The 21,407-nt window shown below is 63.9% G+C and carries 20 protein-coding genes; all 20 read right to left on the bottom strand.

The window, feature by feature from the left end; all coding sequences use genetic code 11:
- Positions 1-2 precede the first annotated feature (2 nt).
- Positions 3-872: an urea ABC transporter ATP-binding protein UrtD gene (gene urtD / locus AC1DEL_RS09380; RefSeq protein ID WP_092292437.1), complete on the bottom strand. Its 870-nt coding sequence runs from the start codon at positions 870-872 to the stop codon at positions 3-5.
- Positions 869-2,086: an urea ABC transporter permease subunit UrtC gene (gene urtC / locus AC1DEL_RS09375; protein WP_477105054.1), complete on the bottom strand. Its 1,218-nt coding sequence runs from the start codon at positions 2,084-2,086 to the stop codon at positions 869-871. Before urtC ends, urtD begins: the two co-directional genes overlap by 4 nt.
- Position 2,087: 1 nt before the next feature.
- Positions 2,088-3,731: an urea ABC transporter permease subunit UrtB gene (gene urtB / locus AC1DEL_RS09370; protein WP_477125584.1), complete on the bottom strand. Its 1,644-nt coding sequence runs from the start codon at positions 3,729-3,731 to the stop codon at positions 2,088-2,090.
- 117 nt (positions 3,732-3,848) lie between these two features.
- A complete protein-coding gene (gene urtA, locus AC1DEL_RS09365; RefSeq protein WP_092292431.1) occupies positions 3,849-5,111 on the bottom strand; it encodes an urea ABC transporter substrate-binding protein in 1,263 nt (420 codons plus the stop codon).
- Between the two features lie 313 nt (positions 5,112-5,424).
- Positions 5,425-5,772, bottom strand: coding sequence for a cytochrome o ubiquinol oxidase subunit IV (gene cyoD, locus AC1DEL_RS09360; RefSeq protein ID WP_092292429.1), 348 nt, complete (start codon positions 5,770-5,772; stop codon positions 5,425-5,427).
- A complete protein-coding gene (cyoC, locus tag AC1DEL_RS09355) occupies positions 5,772-6,422 on the bottom strand; it encodes a cytochrome o ubiquinol oxidase subunit III (protein ID WP_092292427.1) in 651 nt (216 codons plus the stop codon). Before cyoC ends, cyoD begins: the two co-directional genes overlap by 1 nt.
- 5 nt (positions 6,423-6,427) lie before the next feature.
- Positions 6,428-8,401: a cytochrome o ubiquinol oxidase subunit I gene (gene cyoB / locus AC1DEL_RS09350; RefSeq protein ID WP_092293285.1), complete on the bottom strand. Its 1,974-nt coding sequence runs from the start codon at positions 8,399-8,401 to the stop codon at positions 6,428-6,430.
- A gap of 8 nt (positions 8,402-8,409) precedes the next feature.
- Complete coding sequence (gene cyoA / locus AC1DEL_RS09345) at positions 8,410-9,378, bottom strand: ubiquinol oxidase subunit II (protein WP_092292425.1); 969 nt, start codon at positions 9,376-9,378, stop codon at positions 8,410-8,412.
- Between the two features lie 615 nt (positions 9,379-9,993).
- Positions 9,994-10,467 carry a MaoC family dehydratase gene (locus AC1DEL_RS09340; protein ID WP_092292423.1) on the bottom strand — a complete coding sequence of 158 codons (474 nt, stop codon included), beginning with the start codon at positions 10,465-10,467 and terminating at the stop codon, positions 9,994-9,996.
- Between the two features lie 40 nt (positions 10,468-10,507).
- Complete coding sequence (locus tag AC1DEL_RS09335) at positions 10,508-10,957, bottom strand: MaoC family dehydratase (protein ID WP_092292421.1); 450 nt, start codon at positions 10,955-10,957, stop codon at positions 10,508-10,510.
- Positions 10,958-11,036: 79 nt separating this feature from the next.
- A complete protein-coding gene (locus AC1DEL_RS09330; RefSeq protein WP_441643845.1) occupies positions 11,037-12,155 on the bottom strand; it encodes an acyl-CoA dehydrogenase family protein in 1,119 nt (372 codons plus the stop codon).
- A gap of 13 nt (positions 12,156-12,168) precedes the next feature.
- Positions 12,169-13,371, bottom strand: a complete 1,203-nt coding sequence (locus AC1DEL_RS09325; protein ID WP_092292417.1) for an acyl-CoA dehydrogenase family protein — start codon at positions 13,369-13,371, stop codon at positions 12,169-12,171.
- A 96-nt stretch (positions 13,372-13,467) separates the two neighbouring features.
- Entirely contained in the window at positions 13,468-13,938 is a 471-nt protein-coding gene (locus AC1DEL_RS09320) for a DUF1178 family protein (protein WP_477106842.1), read from the bottom strand.
- 205 nt (positions 13,939-14,143) lie between these two features.
- A complete protein-coding gene (locus AC1DEL_RS09315; protein ID WP_477125585.1) occupies positions 14,144-14,785 on the bottom strand; it encodes an NUDIX domain-containing protein in 642 nt (213 codons plus the stop codon).
- 44 nt (positions 14,786-14,829) lie between these two features.
- The gene (locus AC1DEL_RS09310) at positions 14,830-15,144 is read right to left on the bottom strand and encodes a DUF2818 family protein (RefSeq protein WP_092292411.1); all 315 of its coding nucleotides are present in this window, start codon (positions 15,142-15,144) and stop codon (positions 14,830-14,832) included.
- A gap of 28 nt (positions 15,145-15,172) precedes the next feature.
- The gene (nuoN, locus tag AC1DEL_RS09305; protein ID WP_092292409.1) at positions 15,173-16,648 is read right to left on the bottom strand and encodes an NADH-quinone oxidoreductase subunit NuoN; all 1,476 of its coding nucleotides are present in this window, start codon (positions 16,646-16,648) and stop codon (positions 15,173-15,175) included.
- 21 nt (positions 16,649-16,669) lie between these two features.
- Positions 16,670-18,136 (bottom strand): NADH-quinone oxidoreductase subunit M, encoded by a 1,467-nt coding sequence (locus AC1DEL_RS09300; RefSeq protein ID WP_441591982.1) that lies wholly within the window; start codon positions 18,134-18,136, stop codon positions 16,670-16,672.
- A gap of 27 nt (positions 18,137-18,163) precedes the next feature.
- Complete coding sequence (nuoL, locus tag AC1DEL_RS09295) at positions 18,164-20,251, bottom strand: NADH-quinone oxidoreductase subunit L (RefSeq protein WP_477125586.1); 2,088 nt, start codon at positions 20,249-20,251, stop codon at positions 18,164-18,166.
- 55 nt (positions 20,252-20,306) lie between these two features.
- Complete coding sequence (nuoK, locus tag AC1DEL_RS09290) at positions 20,307-20,612, bottom strand: NADH-quinone oxidoreductase subunit NuoK (RefSeq protein WP_029050842.1); 306 nt, start codon at positions 20,610-20,612, stop codon at positions 20,307-20,309.
- 17 nt (positions 20,613-20,629) lie between these two features.
- Complete coding sequence (locus AC1DEL_RS09285) at positions 20,630-21,271, bottom strand: NADH-quinone oxidoreductase subunit J (RefSeq protein ID WP_092292403.1); 642 nt, start codon at positions 21,269-21,271, stop codon at positions 20,630-20,632.
- Positions 21,272-21,407: the final 136 nt, after the last annotated feature.

Below are 21,407 nucleotides of genomic sequence, written 5' to 3'. Positions count from 1 at the left end.
GGTTACCTTCCCAGATAGGACTCGATCACGCGCTCGTCGCGCTTCACGGCGTCTAGCGTGCCTTCGGCCAGCAGGCTGCCTTCGGCCAGCACCGAAACCTTGCCGGACTCGCCGGCCAGCGCCGCCACGAATTCCATGTCGTGCTCCACGACCATCATCGAGCAACTGCCGCGCAGGCTGTTCAGCAGGCCGGCCAGTTGCATCGTCTCTTCGTCCGTCATGCCGGCCACGGGTTCATCGAGCAGCAGCAGTTGCGGTTGCTGCATCAGCAACATGCCGATTTCGAGCCGCTGCTTCTGGCCGTGGGACAGCAGGCCGGCCGGGCGATACGCCTCGTCTTCGAGCCCGGTCAGCGCCAGCGTTTCCTCGATGCGGCGATGGCCCTCGCCGGTCAGCCGCGCGCGCAGCGACGACCACCAGCGCTTGTCCGCCTTCATCGCCAGTTCCAGGTTCTCCCAGACCTCGTGCTGCTCGAAGACCGTGGGCTTCTGGAACTTGCGGCCGATGCCTACCTGCGCGATGCGCGGCTCGGTCATCCGCATCAGATCGATGGACTGCCCGAGGAAGACGCGCCCGCTGACGTTGGCGTTGCGCGGGCCGGTCTTGCCGGTGATGACGTCCATCATCGTGGTCTTGCCGGCGCCGTTCGGGCCGATCACGCAGCGCAGCTCGCCGTGATCGATGGACAGCGATAGCTTGTTCAGGGCGCGGAAGCCGTCGAACTGCACGGTCAGGTCCTCCAGGTAGAGGATGGGGCCGTGCGAGGTGTCGATGACGCCGGGCTCCAGGACGCGGCCCAGGCCGGTGGCGTCGCCGCTCTCCGCCTGATCCGCGCCGTGTTTTGCACCTTGTTGCGAAGTGGCCGCGTTCATGCTTCGCTCCCTTGTTGCGGGGTCACGGCGGCCGGGTTCACCGGCTCGCCCGTGGCCGCCTGGATCTTCTGGGCGGCCGTGCGCTTGCCACGCAGGCGGCGCCACAGGCCCACCACGCCATCGGGCAGATACAGCGTCACGAGCACGAACATCGCGCCGAGCAGGAACAACCAGTATTCGGCGAAGTAGGCCGTGAACATGGTCTTGGCGCCGTTGACCAGGAAGGCGCCGACGATCGGCCCGATCAGCGTACCGCGGCCGCCCACGGCCACCCAGACCGCCATCTCGATGGAGTTGGCTGGCGACATCTCGCCCGGGTTGATGATGCCCACCTGCGGCACGTAAAGCGCGCCGGCAATCCCGCACAGCACGGCCGAGAAGGTCCAGACGAACAGCTTGTAGCCGAGCGGGTTGTAGCCGGAGAACATCACGCGCATCTCGGCATCCCGCACGGCGGTGACCACCCGGCCCAGCTTGGACGTGACGATATAGCGGCACGCCACGAACCCGGCCAGCAGCGCCAGGAAGGTCAGCACGAACAGCGCGGCGCGGGTTTCCGGCGCGGCCACGGCGTAGCCGGCGATGCGCTTGAAGTCCGTGAAGCCGTTGTTGCCGCCGAAGCCGGTCTCGTTGCGGAAGAACAGCAGCATCGCCGCGTAGGTCATGGCCTGCGTGATGATCGACAGGTACACGCCCTTGATGCGCGAGCGGAAGGCGAAGAAGCCGAACAGCCACGCCAGCACGCCCGGCACCAGCACGACCAGCAGCATCGCATACGGCAGGTGCTCGGTACCGTGCCAGAACCAGGGCAGCTCCTTCCAGTCGAGGAACACCATGAAGTCGGGCAGGTCGCTCTTGTACACGCCTTCGCGGCCGATCGACCGCATCAGGTACATGCCCATCGCATAGCCGCCCAGCGCGAAGAACAGGCCGTGGCCGAGGCTCAGGATGCCGCAGTAGCCCCACACCAGGTCCAGCGCAATGGCCGCCAGCGCGAAGCACATGATCTTGCCGATCAGCGTCAGCGCGTAGGCCGACAGGTGCAGCGGGTGGCCCTCCGGAATCACCAGCGCGCAGATCGGCACGCCGACCGCGACCACCAGCGTGAGGATGACCAGCGCCAGCCACACCTTGCGCGAGAAGAGCGGCTGGCGCTCGGGAACCGAGAGGCGGAACGGCGCCCCGTTCGAGGATTTCGATTGAAAGCTACGCATCTCATGCCTCCGCGCTGCGCCCTTTGAGCGCGAACAGGCCCTGCGGGCGTTTCTGGATAAACAGCACGATCAGCACCAGGACGAAGATCTTGGCCAGCACCGCGCCGTAGAACGGCTCGATGAACTTGTTGATGAGGCCGAGCCCGAAGGCGCCGACGATGGTGCCGGCCAGCTGGCCCACGCCGCCGAGCACCACCACCATGAACGAATCGATGATGTAGGCCTGCCCGAGGTCCGGCCCTACGTTGCCGATCTGGGACAGCGCGCAGCCGCCCAGCCCGGCGATGCCGGCACCGAAGGCGAAGGCGTAGCTATCCACCTTCCACGTGCGCACGCCCACACAGGCCGCCATGGTGCGGTTCTGCGTGGTGGCGCGCACGAACAGGCCGAGCCGCGTGCGATTCAGCACCGCCCACGCCACGGCCACCACGGCCAGCGCGAAGGCGATGATGACGATGCGGTTGTACGGAATCACGAGGCCGGCCATCGCCGTGACGCCGCCGCTCATCCAGTTGGGATTGGCCACTTCCACGTTCTGGGCGCCGAAGAGCGTGCGCACGGCCTGCATCAGCAGCAGGCTGATACCGAAGGTGGCCAGCAGCGTCTCGAGCGGGCGGCCGTACAGGTGGCGCAGCACGATCCGCTCGATGGCGAAGCCGACGACACCCGCTGCCAGGAACGACGCCGGCAGCGCCGCCAGCAGGTACCAATCGAACGCATTCGGCGCATAGGCGCGGAACAGCGTCTGCACCACGTAGGTGGCGTAGGCGCCGATCATCAGGAACTCGCCGTGCGCCATGTTGATGACGCCGATCAGCCCGTAGGTGATGGCCAGTCCCAGCGCAGCCAGCAGCAGCACGCTGCCGAGGCTCAGGCCGGCGAACAGGTTGCCGAGCAGCTCGGCGCGGCCTTGCTCGCCACGCATCTTGTCGATGGCCTGCTGGGCGGCGGCGCGCACGTCGGCGTCGGGCTCCTTGAACTTGCCCGCTTCATCGCGCTCCACCAGCGGCGTCAGCTTCTGGCGGATCTGCGGATTGCTGTCCTGGCCGAGGATGCGGATGGCTTCCAGCCGCGCGTCGCGCGTGGCGTCGGTGCCCTGCGCCAGTACGGTGTTGGCCCAGATCACGTCGAGCCGGGCGCGCAGGCCGGCATCGGCCTCGGCCTTGCGGGCCGCTTCCACAACTTCGCGCGAGGCGCTCTCGGGTTGATCGGACAAGGTGTTGATGGCCTGCGTACGCACCGCGATGTCCGGCGACTGCAGCAGGAGGCTGCTCGCAGCGCTATCGACGATGGCCCGCAGGCTGTTGTTCAGCGTGAGGGACTCGAGTTCATCGGCCTTCACGGTCACCGGCTTGCCAGTGATGGCATCGACGGTCTTGTCGCCATCCTGGCGCACCATGCCCACCGATGGCGCAAATTGGAGTGCATCGTCCTGGAGCGCGCGCAGGATCGGGCCGGCCTGCTCGGGCGGCGCCTGGGTCAGCGCGGCGAGCGCGGCGGTCTTCGCGTCGAAGTCGTCTTCGACCAGCGGCTTGAGGTCAGCCTGCGTGAGCGGTGCCGCCCACAGCGGCGCGGCGGCCAGCAACAGCGCAGCCAGCATGGCGCGCAGCCACGGCAAGGCGGACGGGAATGGAGATCGGTGCATAGGGCTGGCTGGCGTCTGATATGGCGCGATGGTTCGCGTCTTTTATGCGTGGAACGACCGAGGGAGGGCTCCCCTCTCCCAAGGGAGAGGGGCAAAACACCATGGGTACGCTGGAGATCAGCGGCCGGCGACAACCTTGTCCGGCTTGCCTTCGTTACCCGCGATGAACGGGCTCCACGGCTGCGCGCGCACCGGCTTCGCCGTCTTCCACACCACGGAGAACTGGCCGTCGCCCTTCACTTCGCCGATCATCACCGGCTTGTACAGGTGGTGGTTCTCGCCCATGGTCAGCGTGAAGCCGTCCGGCGACTTGAAGGTCTGGCCATACATGGCCTGGCGCACCTTGTCCGGATCGGTGGTGCCGGCCTTCTTGACCGCCTGCGCCCACATATGGATGCCGACGTAGGTGGCTTCCATCGGGTCGTTGGTCACGCGCTTGTCGCCGCCGGGCAGGTTGTTGGCCTTGACCCATGCCGCCCATTGCTTCTTGAACGCGTCATTCTCGGGGTTCTTCACCGACATGAAGTAGTTCCAGGCGGCCAGATGGCCGACCAGCGGCTTGGTGTCGATGCCGCGCAGTTCTTCCTCGCCCACGGAGAACGCCACCACCGGCACGTCCTTGGCCTTCAGGCCAGCGTTGCCCAGTTCCTTGTAGAACGGCACGTTGGAGTCGCCATTGATCGTCGAGATCACGGCCGTCTTGCCGCCCTGCGAGAACTTCTTGATGTTGGCGACGATGGTCTGATAGTCGCTATGGCCGAACGGGGTGTAGACCTCCTCGATATCCTTGTCGGCCACGCCCTTGCTCTTCAGGAACGCGCGCAGGATCTTGTTGGTCGTGCGTGGGTACACGTAATCGGTGCCGAGCAGGAAGAAGCGCTTGGCGCCACCGCCTTCCTTGCTCATCAGGTATTCCACAGCCGGGATGGCCTGCTGGTTAGGCGCGGCGCCGGTGTAGAACACGTTCTTCGACATTTCCTCGCCCTCGTACTGCACCGGGTAGAACAGCAGCGAGTTCAGTTCCTCGTAGACCGGGAGCACGGACTTGCGCGATACCGAGGTCCAGCAGCCAAACGTGACGGCGACCTTGTCCTGCGTGACCAGTTGGCGCGCCTTCTCGGCGAACAGCGGCCAGTTGGAGGCGGGGTCCACCACCACCGGCTCGAGCTTGCGGCCCAGCACGCCGCCGCTCTTGTTGATCTCGTCGATGGTCATCAGCGCCACGTCCTTGAGCGAGGTCTCGGAGATGGCCATCGTGCCCGACAGCGAATGCAGGATGCCGACCTTGATCGGATCCTTCGACTGCGCCAGCAGCGGGCTGGTACCGATCATTGCCGCGGCGGCTACCGCCGACAGCTTCAGCATGTCACGTCGTTTCATTGCAGCTCCCAGTTTGTCGTATGTGGTCAGGGACTCTACGCACCCCGGGTGATCCTTCTGCAACTAGCGTGCCATGGACTGCCGGGCCGGGAACGATCAAAGGTGGGAGAAAACGTCACGGCGGGTGATCCCGTCGCACCAATCCGGTGCCAATCGGGTCACCGGGGCCGGCGGGGGCGCGCCAACTCCCGCACCGGCATCGTGCATGGCCGCAAATCAGTGCAGGATCCGGGCCGGCGACAGTGCATCGCGCACCGCCGACAATAAAAAACGGGGCCCGAGGGCCCCGTCTTCGCTGCATGCCTGACGATGCTTACTTCATCATCGGCATCATGTTGGCATTCATGTTGTGCATGATCCAGAGCGAACCGGCCAGCACGATGAACAGGATCAGCAGCGTGAACAGGAACGCCATGACGTTCCAGCGCTGGCCCTTGGAGCCATCCATGTGGAGGAAGTACTTCAGGTGGACCACGATCTGGACCACGGCCATGCCGAGGATGATCCAGAGGATGGTGCCGCGGTCCATCGTGCCGTCCATCACGATCTTGAACGGGATCACCGTCAGGATCACGGCCAGCACGAAGCCGATCACATACGACTTGACGCTGCTGTGGCCGTGCGACTCGCCGTGGGCGGCCGTTGCATGTTGTTGTGCCATTACAGTGCTCCCATCAGGTAGACGACGGTGAAGACGCCGATCCAGACGATGTCCAAGAAGTGCCAGAACAGGCTCAGGCAGTTCAGGCGCTTTTCCATCGTCGGGGTCATGCCCTTCTTGTTCAGCTGCCACATCAGCACGAGCATCCAGACCATGCCGCTGGCCACGTGCAGGCCGTGGGTGCCCACGAGCGTGAAGAATGACGACAGGAACGCGCTGCGGCCCGGGCCGGCGCCTTCGTGGATCAGGTGATGGAACTCATAGATTTCCATCGACATGAACGCGGCGCCCAGCAGGAACGTCACGCCCAGCCAGATCAGCACGCGACCCTTGCTGCGGTTCTGCAGCGAGATCATCGCGAAGCCGTACGTGATCGACGAGAACAGCAGGATGAACGTCTCGACCAGCACGAAGTTGAGCTCGAACAGCTCCTTGCCCGACGGGCCGCCCGCCACTTCGCCGCGCAGCACGGCGTAGGCGGCGAACAGGCACGCGAACAAGATGCAGTCGCTCATCAGGTACAGCCAGAAACCAAAGACGGTGTTCTCGCTGGTGTCGTGATGGGCGTGGTCGTGGTCATGCGCGGCATCGTGCGCGTGGCCGTGGGCGGGGGCTTGCGCCCCAAAACGGTCTAGAACTTCAGTCGACATGATGATCAGCCCTGCGTAGCGATGCGCTGCTGGTGCAGCGTTTCGATCTGCTCGACCTGCTTGGCCGGCACGTAGTAATCGATATGGTCGTCGTTGGCGCGGCGGATAAACGCCACCACCATGCCAACCAGGCCCACGGCGGCAAGCCACCAGATATGCCAGGTCAGCGCGAAGCCCAGCGCGAGGCTGAAGGCACCCATGTAGAAGCCTGCAGCGGTGTTCTTCGGCATGTGGATCTGCTCGTAGCCGTCCGTGCGGATGGTCTCGCCACGGGCCTTCATGTCGGCAAACGCGTCCAGGTCACGCACCACCGGGGTGTGCGCGAAGTTGTAGAACGCGGGCGGCGACGACGTGGCCCACTCCAGCGTACGGCCACCCCAGGGATCGCCCGTGACGTCCGCCAGCGCCTTGCGGTTGCGGATCGACACGACGATCTGCAGCACCTGGAAGCCGATACCCATGGCGATGAACACCACGCCGATCACGGCCGCGTACAGGAACGGGGTCCAGGCCGGGTTGTCGGTATGGTTCAGGCGGCGGGTCATGCCCATCAGGCCCAGCACGTACAGCGGCATGAACGCGAAGTAGAAGCCAACCAGCCAGCACCAGAACGCGCACTTGCCCAGACGCTCGTCCAGCTTGAAGCCGAACGCCTTCGGCCACCAGTAGGTCACGCCGGCCAGGTAGCCGAACAGCACGCCACCGATGATCACGTTGTGGAAGTGGGCAATCAGGAACAGGCTGTTATGCAGCACGAAGTCGGCGGCCGGCACGGCCATCAGCACGCCGGTCATGCCACCGATCACGAAGGTGACCATGAAGCCCAGCGTCCACAGCACCGGCGACGTCAGCTGCACGCGGCCACGGTACATCGTGAACAGCCAGTTGAAGATCTTCACCCCGGTCGGGATGGAGATGATCATCGTGGTGATGCCGAAGAAGGCATTCACGTTGGCGCCGGAGCCCATCGTGAAGAAGTGGTGCAGCCAGACCAGGAACGACAGCACCATGATCGCGGCCGTCGCGTAGACCATGCCCTTGTAGCCGAACAGCTTCTTGCCCGAGAACGTCGAGATGATTTCCGAGAAGATGCCGAACGCCGGCAGGATCAGGATGTACACCTCGGGGTGGCCCCAGATCCAGATCAGGTTCACGTACATCATGGCGTTGCCGCCACCGTCGTTCGTGAAGAAGTGCATGCCGAAGTAGCGGTCCAGGCCCAGCAGCGCCAGCGACACCGTCAGCACCGGGAAGGCGGCCACGATCAGCACGTTGGTACACAGCACGGTCCAGGTGAACACCGGCATGCGCATCAGGGTCATGCCCGGGGCGCGCATCTTGAGGATGGTCACGAGGAAGTTCACGCCGGTCAGCAGCGTGCCCAAGCCTGATATCTGCAAGGACCAGAGGTAGTAATCCACCCCTACGCCAGGGCTGTAGTCGATGCCCGACAGCGGCGGATACGCCAGCCAGCCGGTACGTGCGAATTCACCAACCCCCAGGGACACGTTGACCAGCATCGCGCCGGCCACGAACAGCCAGAAGCTCAGCGTGTTCAGGAACGGGAACGCCACGTCGCGCGCGCCGATCTGCAGCGGCACCACGAGGTTCATCAGGCCCGTCATCAGCGGCATGGCCACGAAGAAGATCATGATCACGCCGTGGGCGGTGAAGATCTGGTCGTAGTGCTCAGGGGGCAGGATGCCGGGGTCGCCGTTGGTGGCCAGCGCCAGCTGGGTACGCATCATGACGGCGTCGGCAAAGCCGCGCAGCAGCATGATCAGCGCCACCAGCGAATACATCACGCCGATCTTCTTGTGGTCGACGGACGTAATCCACTCGCTCCACAGGTAGTTCCACTTCTTGAAGTACGTAATCCCACCGAGCAGCGCCAGCCCGCCCAGGGCCACGCAGCTCAGTGTGATCATGATGATCGGCTCATGAAACGGAATCGCCGACAAACTCAATTTGCCAAACATCATTGCTCCTAGGATTGCGCGCCCAGCGCCGGCTTGGCCGGCGTGGTCATGGACACCCGCTCTTCGCCGAGCGTGTTACGCGACGTGCAGACCGGGCCGCCATCGAAGCCCTCGCGGGCCATGGCGCGGCCGTCGGCGCCCATGTACTGATGCAGGATGCCGGTGTACAGGCCGTCTTCGACCTTGCCGTAGAGGGCAACCGGTTCCGCTTCGCTCGGCTTGGCCAGGACCTTGTAGTCCGCGGCAGCGAGTTGGCGGTCAGAAGCGCGCACCTGGGCCACCCACGCGTCGAAGTCGAAGTTCGACATCGCAATGGCCTTGAATTTCATGCCCGAGAAGCCGCCGCCGCTGTAGTTGGCGGACATGCCGTCATACGTGCCGGCTTCGTTGGCGATGAGGTGCAGCTTGGTCTCCATCCCGGCCATGGCATACACCTGGCTGCCCAGCTGGGGGATGAAGAACGAATTCATGATCGAATCCGAGGTGATCTTGAAGTTCACCGGGGTACCCACCGGGAGCGCCAGCTGGTTGACCGTGGCGATCTTCAGTTCCGGATAGATGAACAGCCATTTCCAGTTCAGCGCGACCGCTTCCACCGTGATCGGCTTGACGTTCGATTCCAGCGGCTTGTAGGGGTCCAGGTCGTGCGACGACTTCCAGGTGATGTAGCCCAGCACCGCGATGATGATGCAGGGGATCAGCCAGACCACCACTTCGATCTTGGTCGAGTGCGACCAGTCCGGCTCGTACCGGGCAGCCGTGTTCGTGGCGCGGTACTTCCAGGCGAAGACCAGCGTCAGGACGATCACCGGCACCACCACCAGCAGCATGAGCCAGGTGGCGATCAGGATGATGCCCTTGATGTCGACACCGACCTGACCCTTCGGGTCGAGCAGCGTCATGTTGCAGCCGGCCAGCAACAGCAAGCCAAGGCTAGGCAGGAACCGCGTCCAGCGCGGCATTATGGGTTTTTTCATGTCACGACGGTCTGGTTGGGCCGCTCCCGACATGCAGGCGCGGCACCGCCATCCGCTGCACGGGGCAACTGGCTGGCTGGGCTGGGAAAAACCGGAGGACGTGTCCAAAGCTGGCGTTGCGGGACTGGCGATGCAAGCGCCTGCGGACCATGCGGCCGGGCAACGCCATGAACGCGGCTGGACAGCAACTGACGACTGCGTGCGCGGGATGCCGGAGGGGGCGGTGCGTGCGCTGAGGTAACCGACTGCCTGAACTGCGATCGATCCCGGCTCGAGACTGCCGCCGGGACGAGCGTTGTGTCACGACGCTCACGCGATTTCCACCGGTTTCGACCACCCCGCCAGCGCAGCGGGCACGGTCTTCGAGCGGATATCGCATAACATAAAGCATCGTGGGCGCGACTGTACCGCAACGCAACATTAGGGGTAAACCCACGGGGTGCGGAAACACTGTTCGGAAAATCGGACAATGACATCGGCCGCCCGAAAGTGTCGCGCGCAGGAAACAGTCATGTCGTGATGGATCGTTTTTCGACGATTCCGCTGGACAAACGACGAGGGCCGCGTTCTAGCGGCCCTCGTCGTTTTCCGATTCAGATCGGAACTGGCTGGCGCTCAGGAGTAGCGTCGGCTAATCGATTCTGCCACGCAGACCGGGCGATCGCTGCCCTCCCGCTCGACCGTCACCTCCCAGGTGGACTGGGCGCCGATCAGGCCGTTGGGCGTCGGGTCGAGCCGCTCGACCTTGAGCAGCTTCACGCGGGCGCGCAGGCGGCTGCCCACCGGCACCGGCGAAGTGAATCGCACCCGGTTCAGGCCGTAGTTGACGCCCATCTTGACGCCTTCCATATGGATGGCGTTCTGCATGAACTGCGGCAGCAGCGACAGCGTCAGGAAGCCATGGGCAACCGGGGCGCCGAACGGGGACTCGCGCTTGGCGCGCTCCACGTCGACGTGGATCCACTGATGGTCGCCAGTGGCTTCGGCAAACAGGTTGACCTGCTGCTGCGTAATCTCGGTCCAGTCGCTGACGGCCACTTCCTGGCCTTGCAGGCCCTCCAGCTCTTCCAGCGATGCGATGGTGCGCATGGTGTCTCCTCTCTTGCGTCGTCTCGATTCGGGGTTCGTATTATGCCGGCCGCCGGCCGTACATGCCCATGCCCTTGACCGTGCAAACCAGCTCGCCATGCTGGTTGGTGGCCTGCCACTGGGTCAGCACCACGCCGCGGTCCGGCTTGGACGAGGACGGCCGCGTCTCCAGCACCTTCAGCACGACCGTCAGCGTATCGCCAGCATAGACGGGCTTGATCCAGCGGATCTCGTCCACGCCCGGCGAGCCCATGCTGCTGCTCCGGTCGCCCATGGACTTCACCAGCAGCTTCATCATGATCGCGCAGGTCATCCAACCGCTCGAGATCAGCCCGCCGTAGATGCTCTTGGCGGCCGCGTCCTTGTCGATATGGAACGGCTGGGGGTCGTACTGGCTGGCAAATGCCACGATCTCCGCCTCGGTGACCGTGTAGCTGCCCAGCGGGTGCTCGCCGCCGACCTGGTAATCCTCGAAATACATCTTTGACATGTTCGCTCCGTAGATGGCGTAACCAGAAGCAAAAAACCGCGCCGGGGACAACGGGCGCGGTTTCTGTACTGCGGGGGCCTCAGGCGGCTGCCTGGAAACCCGGCTGGCTGGCGAAGCGACCCAGGTGATGGTCCACATCGCCAAACGTGGTGTTGATCAGCGTCAGGCGCTTGAACATGTGCGCGGCCGGCAATTCGTCCGTCACGCCCATGCCACCGTGGATCTGCACCGCTTCCTGGCCAACCGTGCGAGCGGCCTGCCCCACGCGCGCCTTGGCGGCGGACACGTAGCGGCGGCGCGCCTCGGGATTCGACTCCTCGAAGCGGGCCGCAGCCAGCAGCGTGATCGAACGGGCCTGCTCGGCATGGATGAACATCTCGACCATGCGGTGCTGGAGCGCCTGGAAGCGGGCGATCGGCATGCCGAACTGCTGGCGCGTCTTGGCGTACTCGAGCGTGGCGGCGTTCAGCGTGTCGATCACGCCCACGGCTTCGGCGCAGAGCAGCACCGCGCCGTAGTCGGCGGTAGATTCGAGCACGTCCCAGCCCTGCCCTTCGGCACCCAGCAGCGTGGCCGGGGCGTCCTGGAAGGTCACGTCGGCAGCGCGCAGGTTGTCGATGGTGCGGTAGTCGGTCACGGTCACGCCGGCGCCCTTCGTATCGACCAGGAACAGCGAGATGCCGTTCGTGTCGGCATCGGCGCCGCTGGTGCGGGCGGACACCACGAGCTTGTCGGCCTGCGCACCGTGGATCACCACCACCTTGCGGCCGTTGAGCTTGCCGCCCTTGGCCGTCACGCGCACATCATTCAGCGTGTAGCGCGACTGCGGCTCGTTGAACGCCGTGGCCAGCTTGACCTCGCCACCGGCTACCTGCTCAAGCAGGGCGTCCTGGCCGCCAGCCAGCTTCAGCGCATGCGCAGCCACCACGGTGGCGAAGTACGGCTCCACCACCAGGCCGCGGCCCAGTTCCTGCTGCACCACCATCATGTCGACGGCCGTGCCCGAGAAGCCGCCCTGCGCTTCCGGCACCGGCAGCGCGGTCAGGCCCAGTTCGACCAGCGCGCCCCAGGTGCCCTCGCCGTAACCAGCCTCGGCCTTGATGTTTTTCTTGCGCGACTCGAAGTCGTAGCTCTTGTCGATGAAGCGGCGGACGGCGTCGGCCAGTTGCTTCTGTTCGTCGCTGAGATTGAAGTTCATGTTGCGTGTCTCCTCACAGCCCCAGAATCATCTGGCTGATGATGTTCTTCTGAATTTCGTTGGACCCGCCGTAGATGGAGGTCTTGCGATAGTTGAAGTAGTACGCGGCCAGCGGCGCGGCGTCGTCGAAACCGGTCACCGCGTGCGGCTGCTCGCACTCGAGGTAGGCCGTATCGAACGGCTGTGCGTACGGGCCGACGGCTTCCACCATCAGTTCGGTCAGCATCTGCTGGATCTCGGTGCCCTTGATCTTGAGCATCGATGCCTCAGGGCCGGGACCCTTCCCTGCCGCCTCGCTGGACACCACGCGCAGCACGGTCAACTCCAGCGCCATCAGTTCGATTTCGAGCGCAGCTACCTTGGCGCCGAACACCGGATCTTCCAGCAGCGGCTTGCCATTCTTTTGCTGCTGGCGCGCCACCCGCTTCAGGAAGCCCAGTTCGCGCTTGGAGTTGCCCACGCGGGCAATGCCGGTGCGCTCATGGCCGAGCAGGTACTTGGCGTAGGTCCAGCCGCGGTTTTCCTCGCCCACGCGGTTCTCGACAGGTACCTTTACGTTGTCGAAGAAGACCTCGTTCACCTCATGCTCTTCGTCGAGCATGATGATCGGGCGCACGGTGATGCCGGGCGTCTTCATGTCGATCAGCAGGAAGGAGATGCCCTCCTGCTTCTTGGCTTCGGGATCCGTGCGGACCAGGCAGAAGATCATGTCGGCGTGCTGGCCGAGCGTGGTCCAGGTCTTCTGGCCGTTGACGATGTAGTGCTTGCCGTCCGAGGTCAGTTCGGCGCGCGTCTTCAGCGATGCGAGGTCCGAACCTGAACCTGGCTCGGAGTAGCCTTGGCACCACCAGTCGGTGCAATCGAGAATACGCGGCAGGTAGTAGGACTTCTGCTCGGCATTGCCGTACTTGATGATCACGGGCGCGACCATCGCCACGCCGAACGGCAGCACGCCGGGCGCGCCGACGCGGGCATTTTCCTCGTCCCAGATATGGCGCTGCGTAGCATTCCAGCCCGTGCCGCCGAACTCTACCGGCCAGTGGGGGGCCGACCAGCCCTTGCCGGCCAGCAGCTTGTGCCACGTCTTGAAGTCATCGCGATTGGGGCGGCGATGATTGAGAACCTTCTCGCTGATTTGCGCCGGCAGGTTGGCTTCGAGCCAGCTACGCACTTCCTGTCGGAAGTCGTTGTCGGCCGCCGAGTAGTTGAGATCCATGCCCGTCTCCAGTGGTGCCGGCTCCCTAGTTGAGCGCGCGGCGAGTTGTTATTCCTGCGCATCACTGCGCGGGAAAACCGGGCACAGGATGCTTGTTCAGTGGGCCGTCTGCTTCAATGCGTCCGGCACGATGAGCGGAAAGGTCTCGATGCCCTCCTCGGCCAGCGCCTGCACATCCTCCGCCGAAGCCGAACCGCGAATGCCGCGTTCCGGTGCTTCGTCGTAGTGCATGCGCCGCGCCTCCTCGGCAAAGCGGTCGCCCACGTCCTCGGTCTGTGCCAGCACCTGCCGTACCGCCGACAGGTAGCGCGCCTGCACTGCCTGCAACGCTTGCTGGACTTCGGCAGTCACCGCGCCCGGCGCATTGGCCGGCTTGGGTGTCTCCTGCCTGGCGGTGGCGCCCGAGAGATTCAGGCGCGGCGCGCTCGGCAGGCGACTGACCGCGTGGTCGCCACAGACCGGGCATTGGACGAGGTCGCGCGAGAACTGCGATTGCGCATCTTCCTCCGAGGCGAACCAGCCCTCGAAACGATGGTCTTGCGCACAGCGCAGGTCGAGCACCTTCATGATCTTTCCAGCCCGTCGGGCAAATATTAGCCGTGAATCCAAATTTTGTGAACGGTCGTGCTAATTTTTTCTCTGACCGTTTCGCCTAGCAGGATGCGTTGGAAACACAAACGGCCAAGGCGGGCCCGCCAGACCAGGAAAACCAAGGGAAAACCCCGGGATGTCCGGCTCGCAGCCGCCGCAAGCTTAACAGTAATGTGCAGATTCAGCCGACGCGGCTCACGGGGAACGGCGGCTCGGATTGTTCGCCCGGCTGCCAAGTTCCTGAGAGGATCTTTTCGAGCCAGAACGCGCCGATGATGGTCTTGACGTCGGTGATCCGGCCCTGCCGAACCCAGTCGATGACCTGGCCCGCCGGCGTGATGAAGGTCTCGAGAAATTCGCCGTCATCGAGCTTGGATTCGCCGGCCGTCAGGTCGCGCGCCAGGAACAGGTCGATGAATTCGGTAGAGTAGGAAATGACCGGGTGAATCCGCGTCAGATAGTCCCAGCGCTGGGCGGTATAGCCGGTCTCCTCCAGCAACTCGCGCTGGCCGCAGCGCAGCGCGCCCTCCTCCGGGTCCAGCTTGCCGGCCGGAAACTCGAGCATGACCTCGCCCACCGGGTAGCGGAACTGGCGTTCCATCAGCACGGTGCCGTCGTCGAACAGCGGGATCATCATGACCGCGCCCGGATGCAGCACGTACTCGCGGCCGGCTTGCTTGCCGTCCGGCAGCCTGACGATGTCTTGCTTGAGGGTGAGGAATTTACCGCGATGGAGGGTGGCGGACGCCACGCAGGTTTCGCTGAGATGCTCGTCGGCACCGCTTGCGGGCGCCGGGGGGGCCTTGTGGGTCTTGTCCGTCATGAACGCTCCGGTGAGGAAAGCACGGCCGGGGCGCGGGCAAGCCTTCAGGCCGTGCGATGTTTGACCAGGTATTGCCAAGTGAAGCCGGGGAAGGCGAACACCAGCATCATGCAAGCTGTAATGGCGTAGAACTGCCAGCCCTGCGGGAAGGCGTTGCCGAGGCCAGCCTCCACCGCGAAACCGGCGGCACCTGCCACCGCGTACCACACGATCAGTTCCGCCACCCGCACCCACAGCGGCTTGCGGGCATCCTTCCAGCGGAGGCCCACCGCCGCGAACAGGCGCTGGTTGACGAACGGCAGGTTGGCACACACCAGTGCCAACAAGATGACAAACCAGCCGCCCGCCGAGGAACTCATGATCCGGTGCCTATTCTATGGGTGACGATCAGGACGCCAGCGTGGCGCGGATCGCCTGGTAGCACAGGTTCATCAGCGCCGCCGGGAACAGGCCCAGCAGGATGATGGCCAGGCCATTCAGGCTCAGCACCGAGCGCAGGCCAATCGACGCTTCCAGCGGCTCTTCACCCACCGGCGCATCGAAGTACATCAGCTTGATCACGCGCAGGTAGTAGAACGCGCCGATCAACGAGAACAGCACCGCGACGATCGCCAGCCAGCTCATGCCAGCCGAAACCACCGCTTCAAGCACGGCCAGCTTGGCGTAGAAGCCAACGGTCGGCGGGATGCCGCTCATCGAGAACATCATCACCAGCATCAGCAGCGCGAACCACGGGTGGCGGCGCGACATGCCCTTCAGGTCATCAAGCGTCTCGGCTTCGAAGCCCTTGCGGGTGCGGATCAGGATCAGGCCGAACGTGCCGAGCGTGGTCAGCATGTACGTCACCGAGTAGAACATCGATGCGCTATACGCATCGGCGGCACCATCCGTCTTGTTCGCCACCACGCCGGACAGCAGGCCCAGCAGGATGAAGCCCATGTGCGAGATGGTCGAGTACGCCAGCATCCGCTTCAGGTTGGTCTGGACAATGGCGGTCAGGTTACCGATCGCCAGCGACAGCACCGACAGCACGACCAGCATCATCTGCCAGTCATTGGCCAGCGGCAGCAGGCCTTCCACCAGCACGCGCATGAACAGCGCGAAGGCGGCGACCTTCGGGCCGGCCGCGATCAGCAGCGTCACGGCAGTCGGCGAACCCTGGTAGATGTCCGGAATCCACATATGGAACGGCGCGGCGCCGAGCTTGAACGACAGGCCGGCGACGATGAACACCACGCCGAAGGCCAGCATCGTCGTATTGATACGGCCCGATTCCACGGCACGGAACACTTCGCCCAGATTCAGCGAACCGGTGGCGCCGTACATCATCGACACGCCGTAGAGCAGGAAGCCCGAAGCCAGCGCGCCCAGCACGAAGTACTTCATTGCCGATTCCGACGTCACGCGCGACTCGCGGCGCAGGGCCACCAGCGCATAGGACGACAGCGACAGCAGTTCCAGGCCCAGGTACAGGGTCAGGAAGTTGTTGCCGGTGATCATGACGATCTGCCCGCCCAGCGTGAACAGCGCGAGCATGTAGAACTCGCCCGCGAACATGTCACGCTCGCCGAGGTAGCTGCGCGTATAGACCAGCGTCAGGAACATGCCGGCCGAGCAGAACGCCGACAGCACATTGGCCATCGGGTCGATCACGACGAGGTTGGCGAAGGCGTAGTGCGTTTCGCCGGCGGCGGCGTCCATGCCGAACCAGACGGTAAGCACCAGAGTGGTCAGCAGCGACAGCGGGTACGCCACGCTCTTGCTGCCCTTGCCACGGGCAAGGTCGATCCAGTTGATCGCCGCGACGGCAATCGCCAGGAAGATGATTGGCGCCACCGGAGCCAGGCTAGAAGACGGTTGCATGTTGATTTCTCTCCCCCGCTGTTACAGCTTGGACTGCGCCACGTGGGACAGCAGGTTCGCGACCGACGCGTGCATCACATCGGTAAAGGGTTTCGGGTACAGGCCCATGTACAGCGTCATGATGGCCAGCAGGCCCAGCATGAAAAACTCGCGCTTGTTCAGGTCGATCAGCTCGCGCACGTGCTGGTGCACGATGTCGCCAAAGATCACGCGCTTGACCATCCACAGCGAGTACGCCGCGCCGAGGATCAGGGCCGTGGCAGCCAGCAGGCCGATCCAGAAGTTGTACTTCACGGCGCCCAGGATGACCATGAACTCGCCCACGAAGCCCGAGGTGGCCGGCAGGCCGCAGTTGGCCATGGCGAAGAACACCGACAGCGCTGCGAACTTCGGCATCGTGTTCACCACACCGCCGTAGTCGGCGATCTGGCGCGAGTGCACGCGATCATAGAGCACGCCGATGCACAGGAACATGGCGCCCGAGATAAAGCCGTGCGAGATCATCTGGATGATGCCGCCTTCCACGCCGATGTCGTTGAAGATGAAGAAGCCCAGCGTCACGAAACCCATGTGGGCGATCGACGAGTAGGCCACCAGCTTCTTCATGTCGGCCTGGACCAGCGCCACGAGGCCGATGTAGATCACCGCGATCAGCGAGATCGTGATGATGAACGGGGCGAGCGTGTGGCTGGCATCCGGGGCGATCGGCAGCGAGAACCGCAGGAAGCCGTAAGCACCCAGCTTCAGCATGATCGCGGCCAGCACCACGGAACCGCCGGTCGGCGCTTCCACGTGGGCGTCCGGCAGCCAGGTGTGGACCGGCCACATCGGCACCTTGACCGCGAAGGCCATGAAGAACGCCAGGAACAGCGCGATCTGCTCGTTCATCGACAGCTTGGCCTGGTGCCACGACAGGATGTCGAAGGTACCGGTCTTGCTGTAGAGATACAGCAGCGCAACCAGCGTCAGCAGCGAGCCGAGCAGCGTGTAGAGGAAGAACTTGAAGGCCGCGTAGACGCGGTTCGGGCCGCCCCAGACACCGATGATGATGTACATCGGGATCAGCGTGGCCTCGAAGAACACGTAGAACAGCATGCCGTCGAGCGCGCAGAACACGCCGACCATCAGCCCGGACAGGATCAGGAACGCGGCCATGTACTCGGCCACGCGCTCGGTAATCACTTCCCAGGCCGAGATCACGACGATCACGGTGATGAACGAGGTCAGCACGACGAACCACATCGAGATCCCGTCCACCCCGAGGTGGTAGTTGATCTTGAAGCGGTCGATCCAGTTCACGTTCTCGACGAACTGCATGGCCGCCGAGGCGGTCTCGAAGTGAAACACGAGCGGCAGCGTAACGACGAAGCTGGCCAGCGCGCCGAACAGCGACATCCAGCGCACGTAGCACTTGCTGCGATCAGAGCCCGAGGCGAGGACCAGCAAGCCGAAGAAGATAGGCAGCCAGATTGCGAAAGACAGAACCATTTCTTTGTTTTCCTTACTTGGTGCCTATCACTTGGTGCCTATCACGCCAGTGATCGTCAGCGTCAGGAGCACCAGCATGCCGAGGATCATCGCGAATGCGTAATGGTAGATGTAGCCGGACTGCAGGTAGCGGCTGGCGGCAGCGAAAGACGCCACCACACGGGCCGAACCGTTGACGAACAGGCCATCGATCAGGCCCTGGTCGCCGCCCTTCCACAGGCCGGTACCCAGCAGGCGCGCACCACGTGCGAACACCGCCTGGTTGAACGCGTCCATGTAGTACTTGTTGTCGAGCAGCTTGTAGAGGCCCGAGAAGCGTTGCTGGATCGCGGCCGGAATGTCCGGGCGCTTCATGTAGAAGAACCACGACAGCACCACGCCAGCGATGGCCAGCCACAGCACCGGGGTCGTCAGCGAGTGGATCGCCATCGGCACCCAGCCGTGGAACGCTTCGCGCAGCTCTTCCATCGCATGGTGGTTCTCGCCCACGAAGATCACGTCCTTGAACGCGACGCCGTGCTTGAAGAACTCGCCGAACAGCATCGGCTCGATGGCGATGGCGCCGATGATGACCGACGGAATGGCCAGCAGCACCAGCGGCAGCGTCACCACCCACGGCGACTCGTGCGGCTTCTCGCCCGGTGCCAGACCATGGTGATGGTCGTCACCGTGCGATTCTTCTTCCTCGTGATGATCGTGGTGATCGTGCGCGTGGGCCTTGCCGAAGCGCTCTTCACCGTGGAACACCAGGAAGTACATGCGGAACGAGTAGAAGGCGGTCACGAACACACCGGCCAGCACCGCGAAGTACGCAAAGCCCGAACCGGCGATATGCGACTCGGCGACGGCCTCGATGATCGAGTCCTTCGAATAGAAGCCCGCGAAGAACGGCGTGCCGATCAGGGCCAGCGAGCCCACCAGCGACGTGATCCAGGTGATCGGCATGTACTTGCGCAGGCCGCCCATGTTGCGGATGTCCTGGTCGTGGTGCATGCCGATGATGACCGAGCCGGCGCCAAGGAACAGCAGTGCCTTGAAGAACGCGTGCGTCATCAGGTGGAACACCGCCACCGAGTAGGCCGAAGCGCCCAGTGCCACGGTCATGTAGCCCAGCTGCGACAGCGTGGAGTACGCCACCACGCGCTTGATGTCGTTCTGGATGATGCCCAGGAAGCCCATGAACAGCGCGGTGATCGCGCCGATCACCAGCACGAAGGACAGCGCGGTATCCGACAGTTCGAACAGCGGCGACATGCGCGCCACCATGAAGATGCCGGCGGTCACCATGGTTGCCGCGTGAATCAGTGCCGAGATCGGGGTCGGGCCTTCCATCGAGTCAGGCAGCCACACGTGCAGCGGGAACTGCGCCGACTTGCCCATCGCGCCGATGAACAGGCAGATGCAGGCCACGGTCAGCATCATCCAGTCGGTGCCCGGGAAGGTCACGGCGGCCAGGGCCTCGCGCTTGGCGAACACGGCGCTGTAATCCATGCTGCCGCTGTAGGCCAGCAGCAGACCGATGCCGAGGATGAAACCGAAGTCGCCCACGCGGTTGACCAGGAACGCCTTCATATTGGCGAAGATGGCCGTCGGGCGCGTGTACCAGAAGCCGATCAGCAGGTACGAGACGAGGCCCACCGCTTCCCAGCCGAAGAACAGCTGCAGGAAGTTGTTGCTCATCACCAGCATCAGCATCGAGAAGGTGAACAGCGAGATGTAGGCGAAGAATCGGTTGTAGCCGTCGTCGCCCTGCATGTAGCCGACGGTGTAGATGTGCACCATCAGCGACACGAAGGTCACGACGACCATCATCATCGCGGTCAGCGAATCCACCAGGAAGCCGACTTCCATCTTCAGGCTGCCGATGGCCATCCACTCGTAGACAGTGCCGTTGTAGCCGGCGCCGTCCATCACGTCGCGCAGCACCAGCAGCGAGAGGATGAAGGCGATGGCCACACCGAGGATCGTGGCAGTGTGGGCCACGATGCGGCCGCCGCGCGTGTCCGAGGAGAACGTGCCGAAGAACTTGGTGCCGAACAGGCCGGCTATCGCGGCGCCGGCGAGCGGCGCCAGCGGAATCGCCAGCAGCAGGTTGGGGTTGAGCGTGGTTGCCATAGGACGCTTATTGGTGTGCGGTCGGGGAGCAGTCTTGGGTCATGGAGGTCATGGATCAGCCCTTGAGCGTATCCATGTCATCCACGTTGATCGTGTCCAGGTTACGGAACAGCACGACCAGGATTGCCAGACCGATTGCCGACTCGGCAGCGGCCACCGTAAGGATGAAGAAAACGAAAACCTGTCCGGCCAGGTCGCCCATATAGTGCGAGAAGGCGACGAAGTTCATATTGACCGCAAGCAGCATCAACTCGAGCGCCATCAGCAGCACGATTACGTTCTTGCGGTTCAGGAAGATGCCAACGATGCTGATTGCGAACAGGATCGCACCGAGCACGAGGAAGTGGGCGAGAGAGAGCACAGCGTTATTCTCCGGGCTTAGTTCTTATTGGCGGCTGCGTTCGCATCCGCTCCGGCCCGGCCCTCGGCCGGCATGTTCACCAGGCGCACGCGGTCGTCGCGGCGGGTACGCAGCTGGTTCGACACATCCTGTGCCTTGACGTCCTTGCGGCGGCGCAGCGTCAGCGCCACGGCGGCGACGATGGCCACGAGCAGGATGATGCCGGCCACTTCGAATGCGAAGATGTAGTCGGTGTAGATCAGCTTGCCGAGCGCGCCGGTGTTCGAGTAGTTCGGGTCCTGCGAGCCGGGCGGCAGCGCGGCGGCCGTGGTGCCGATGAAGTTGCGCACCAGCACGATCGCCATTTCGGCGATGATCAGCGCGCCCACCACCGAGGCCAGCGGCACGTAGGTCCAGAAGTCGCGGCGCAGGTGCTCGATATCGATATCGATCATCATCACCACGAACAGGAACAGCACCATCACGGCGCCCACGTAGACGAGCACAAGCAGGATGGCGAGGAACTCCGCCTTCAGGATCATCCAGATCGCCGCGGCGGTGAAGAACGCCAGGACGAGGAACAGTGCGGAATGCACCGGGTTCTTTGCCGTGATGACTTTCAGTGCAGAGAGCACCAGCACCAGCGCAAAGACGTAGAAGATGGCGGTCGTGAGTTCCATGGTCCCTATCGGATCCTCTTTGGGCCGCGCGGCACGAACCACCCCCGGGGTGGCCCGCGCCGTGCGCGGCATCCTTCTGGTGGCCCCTGTTCAGGGCCGATTCAAATTCAAATTCACTTCAGGTCCGGGTGCCGCT

The sequence above is a fragment of the Cupriavidus sp. 10L43_2 genome, assembly GCF_056395265.1.
The sequence above is the reverse complement of the archived record's forward strand: the minus strand, read 5'-3'. Positions and strand labels throughout refer to the sequence as shown.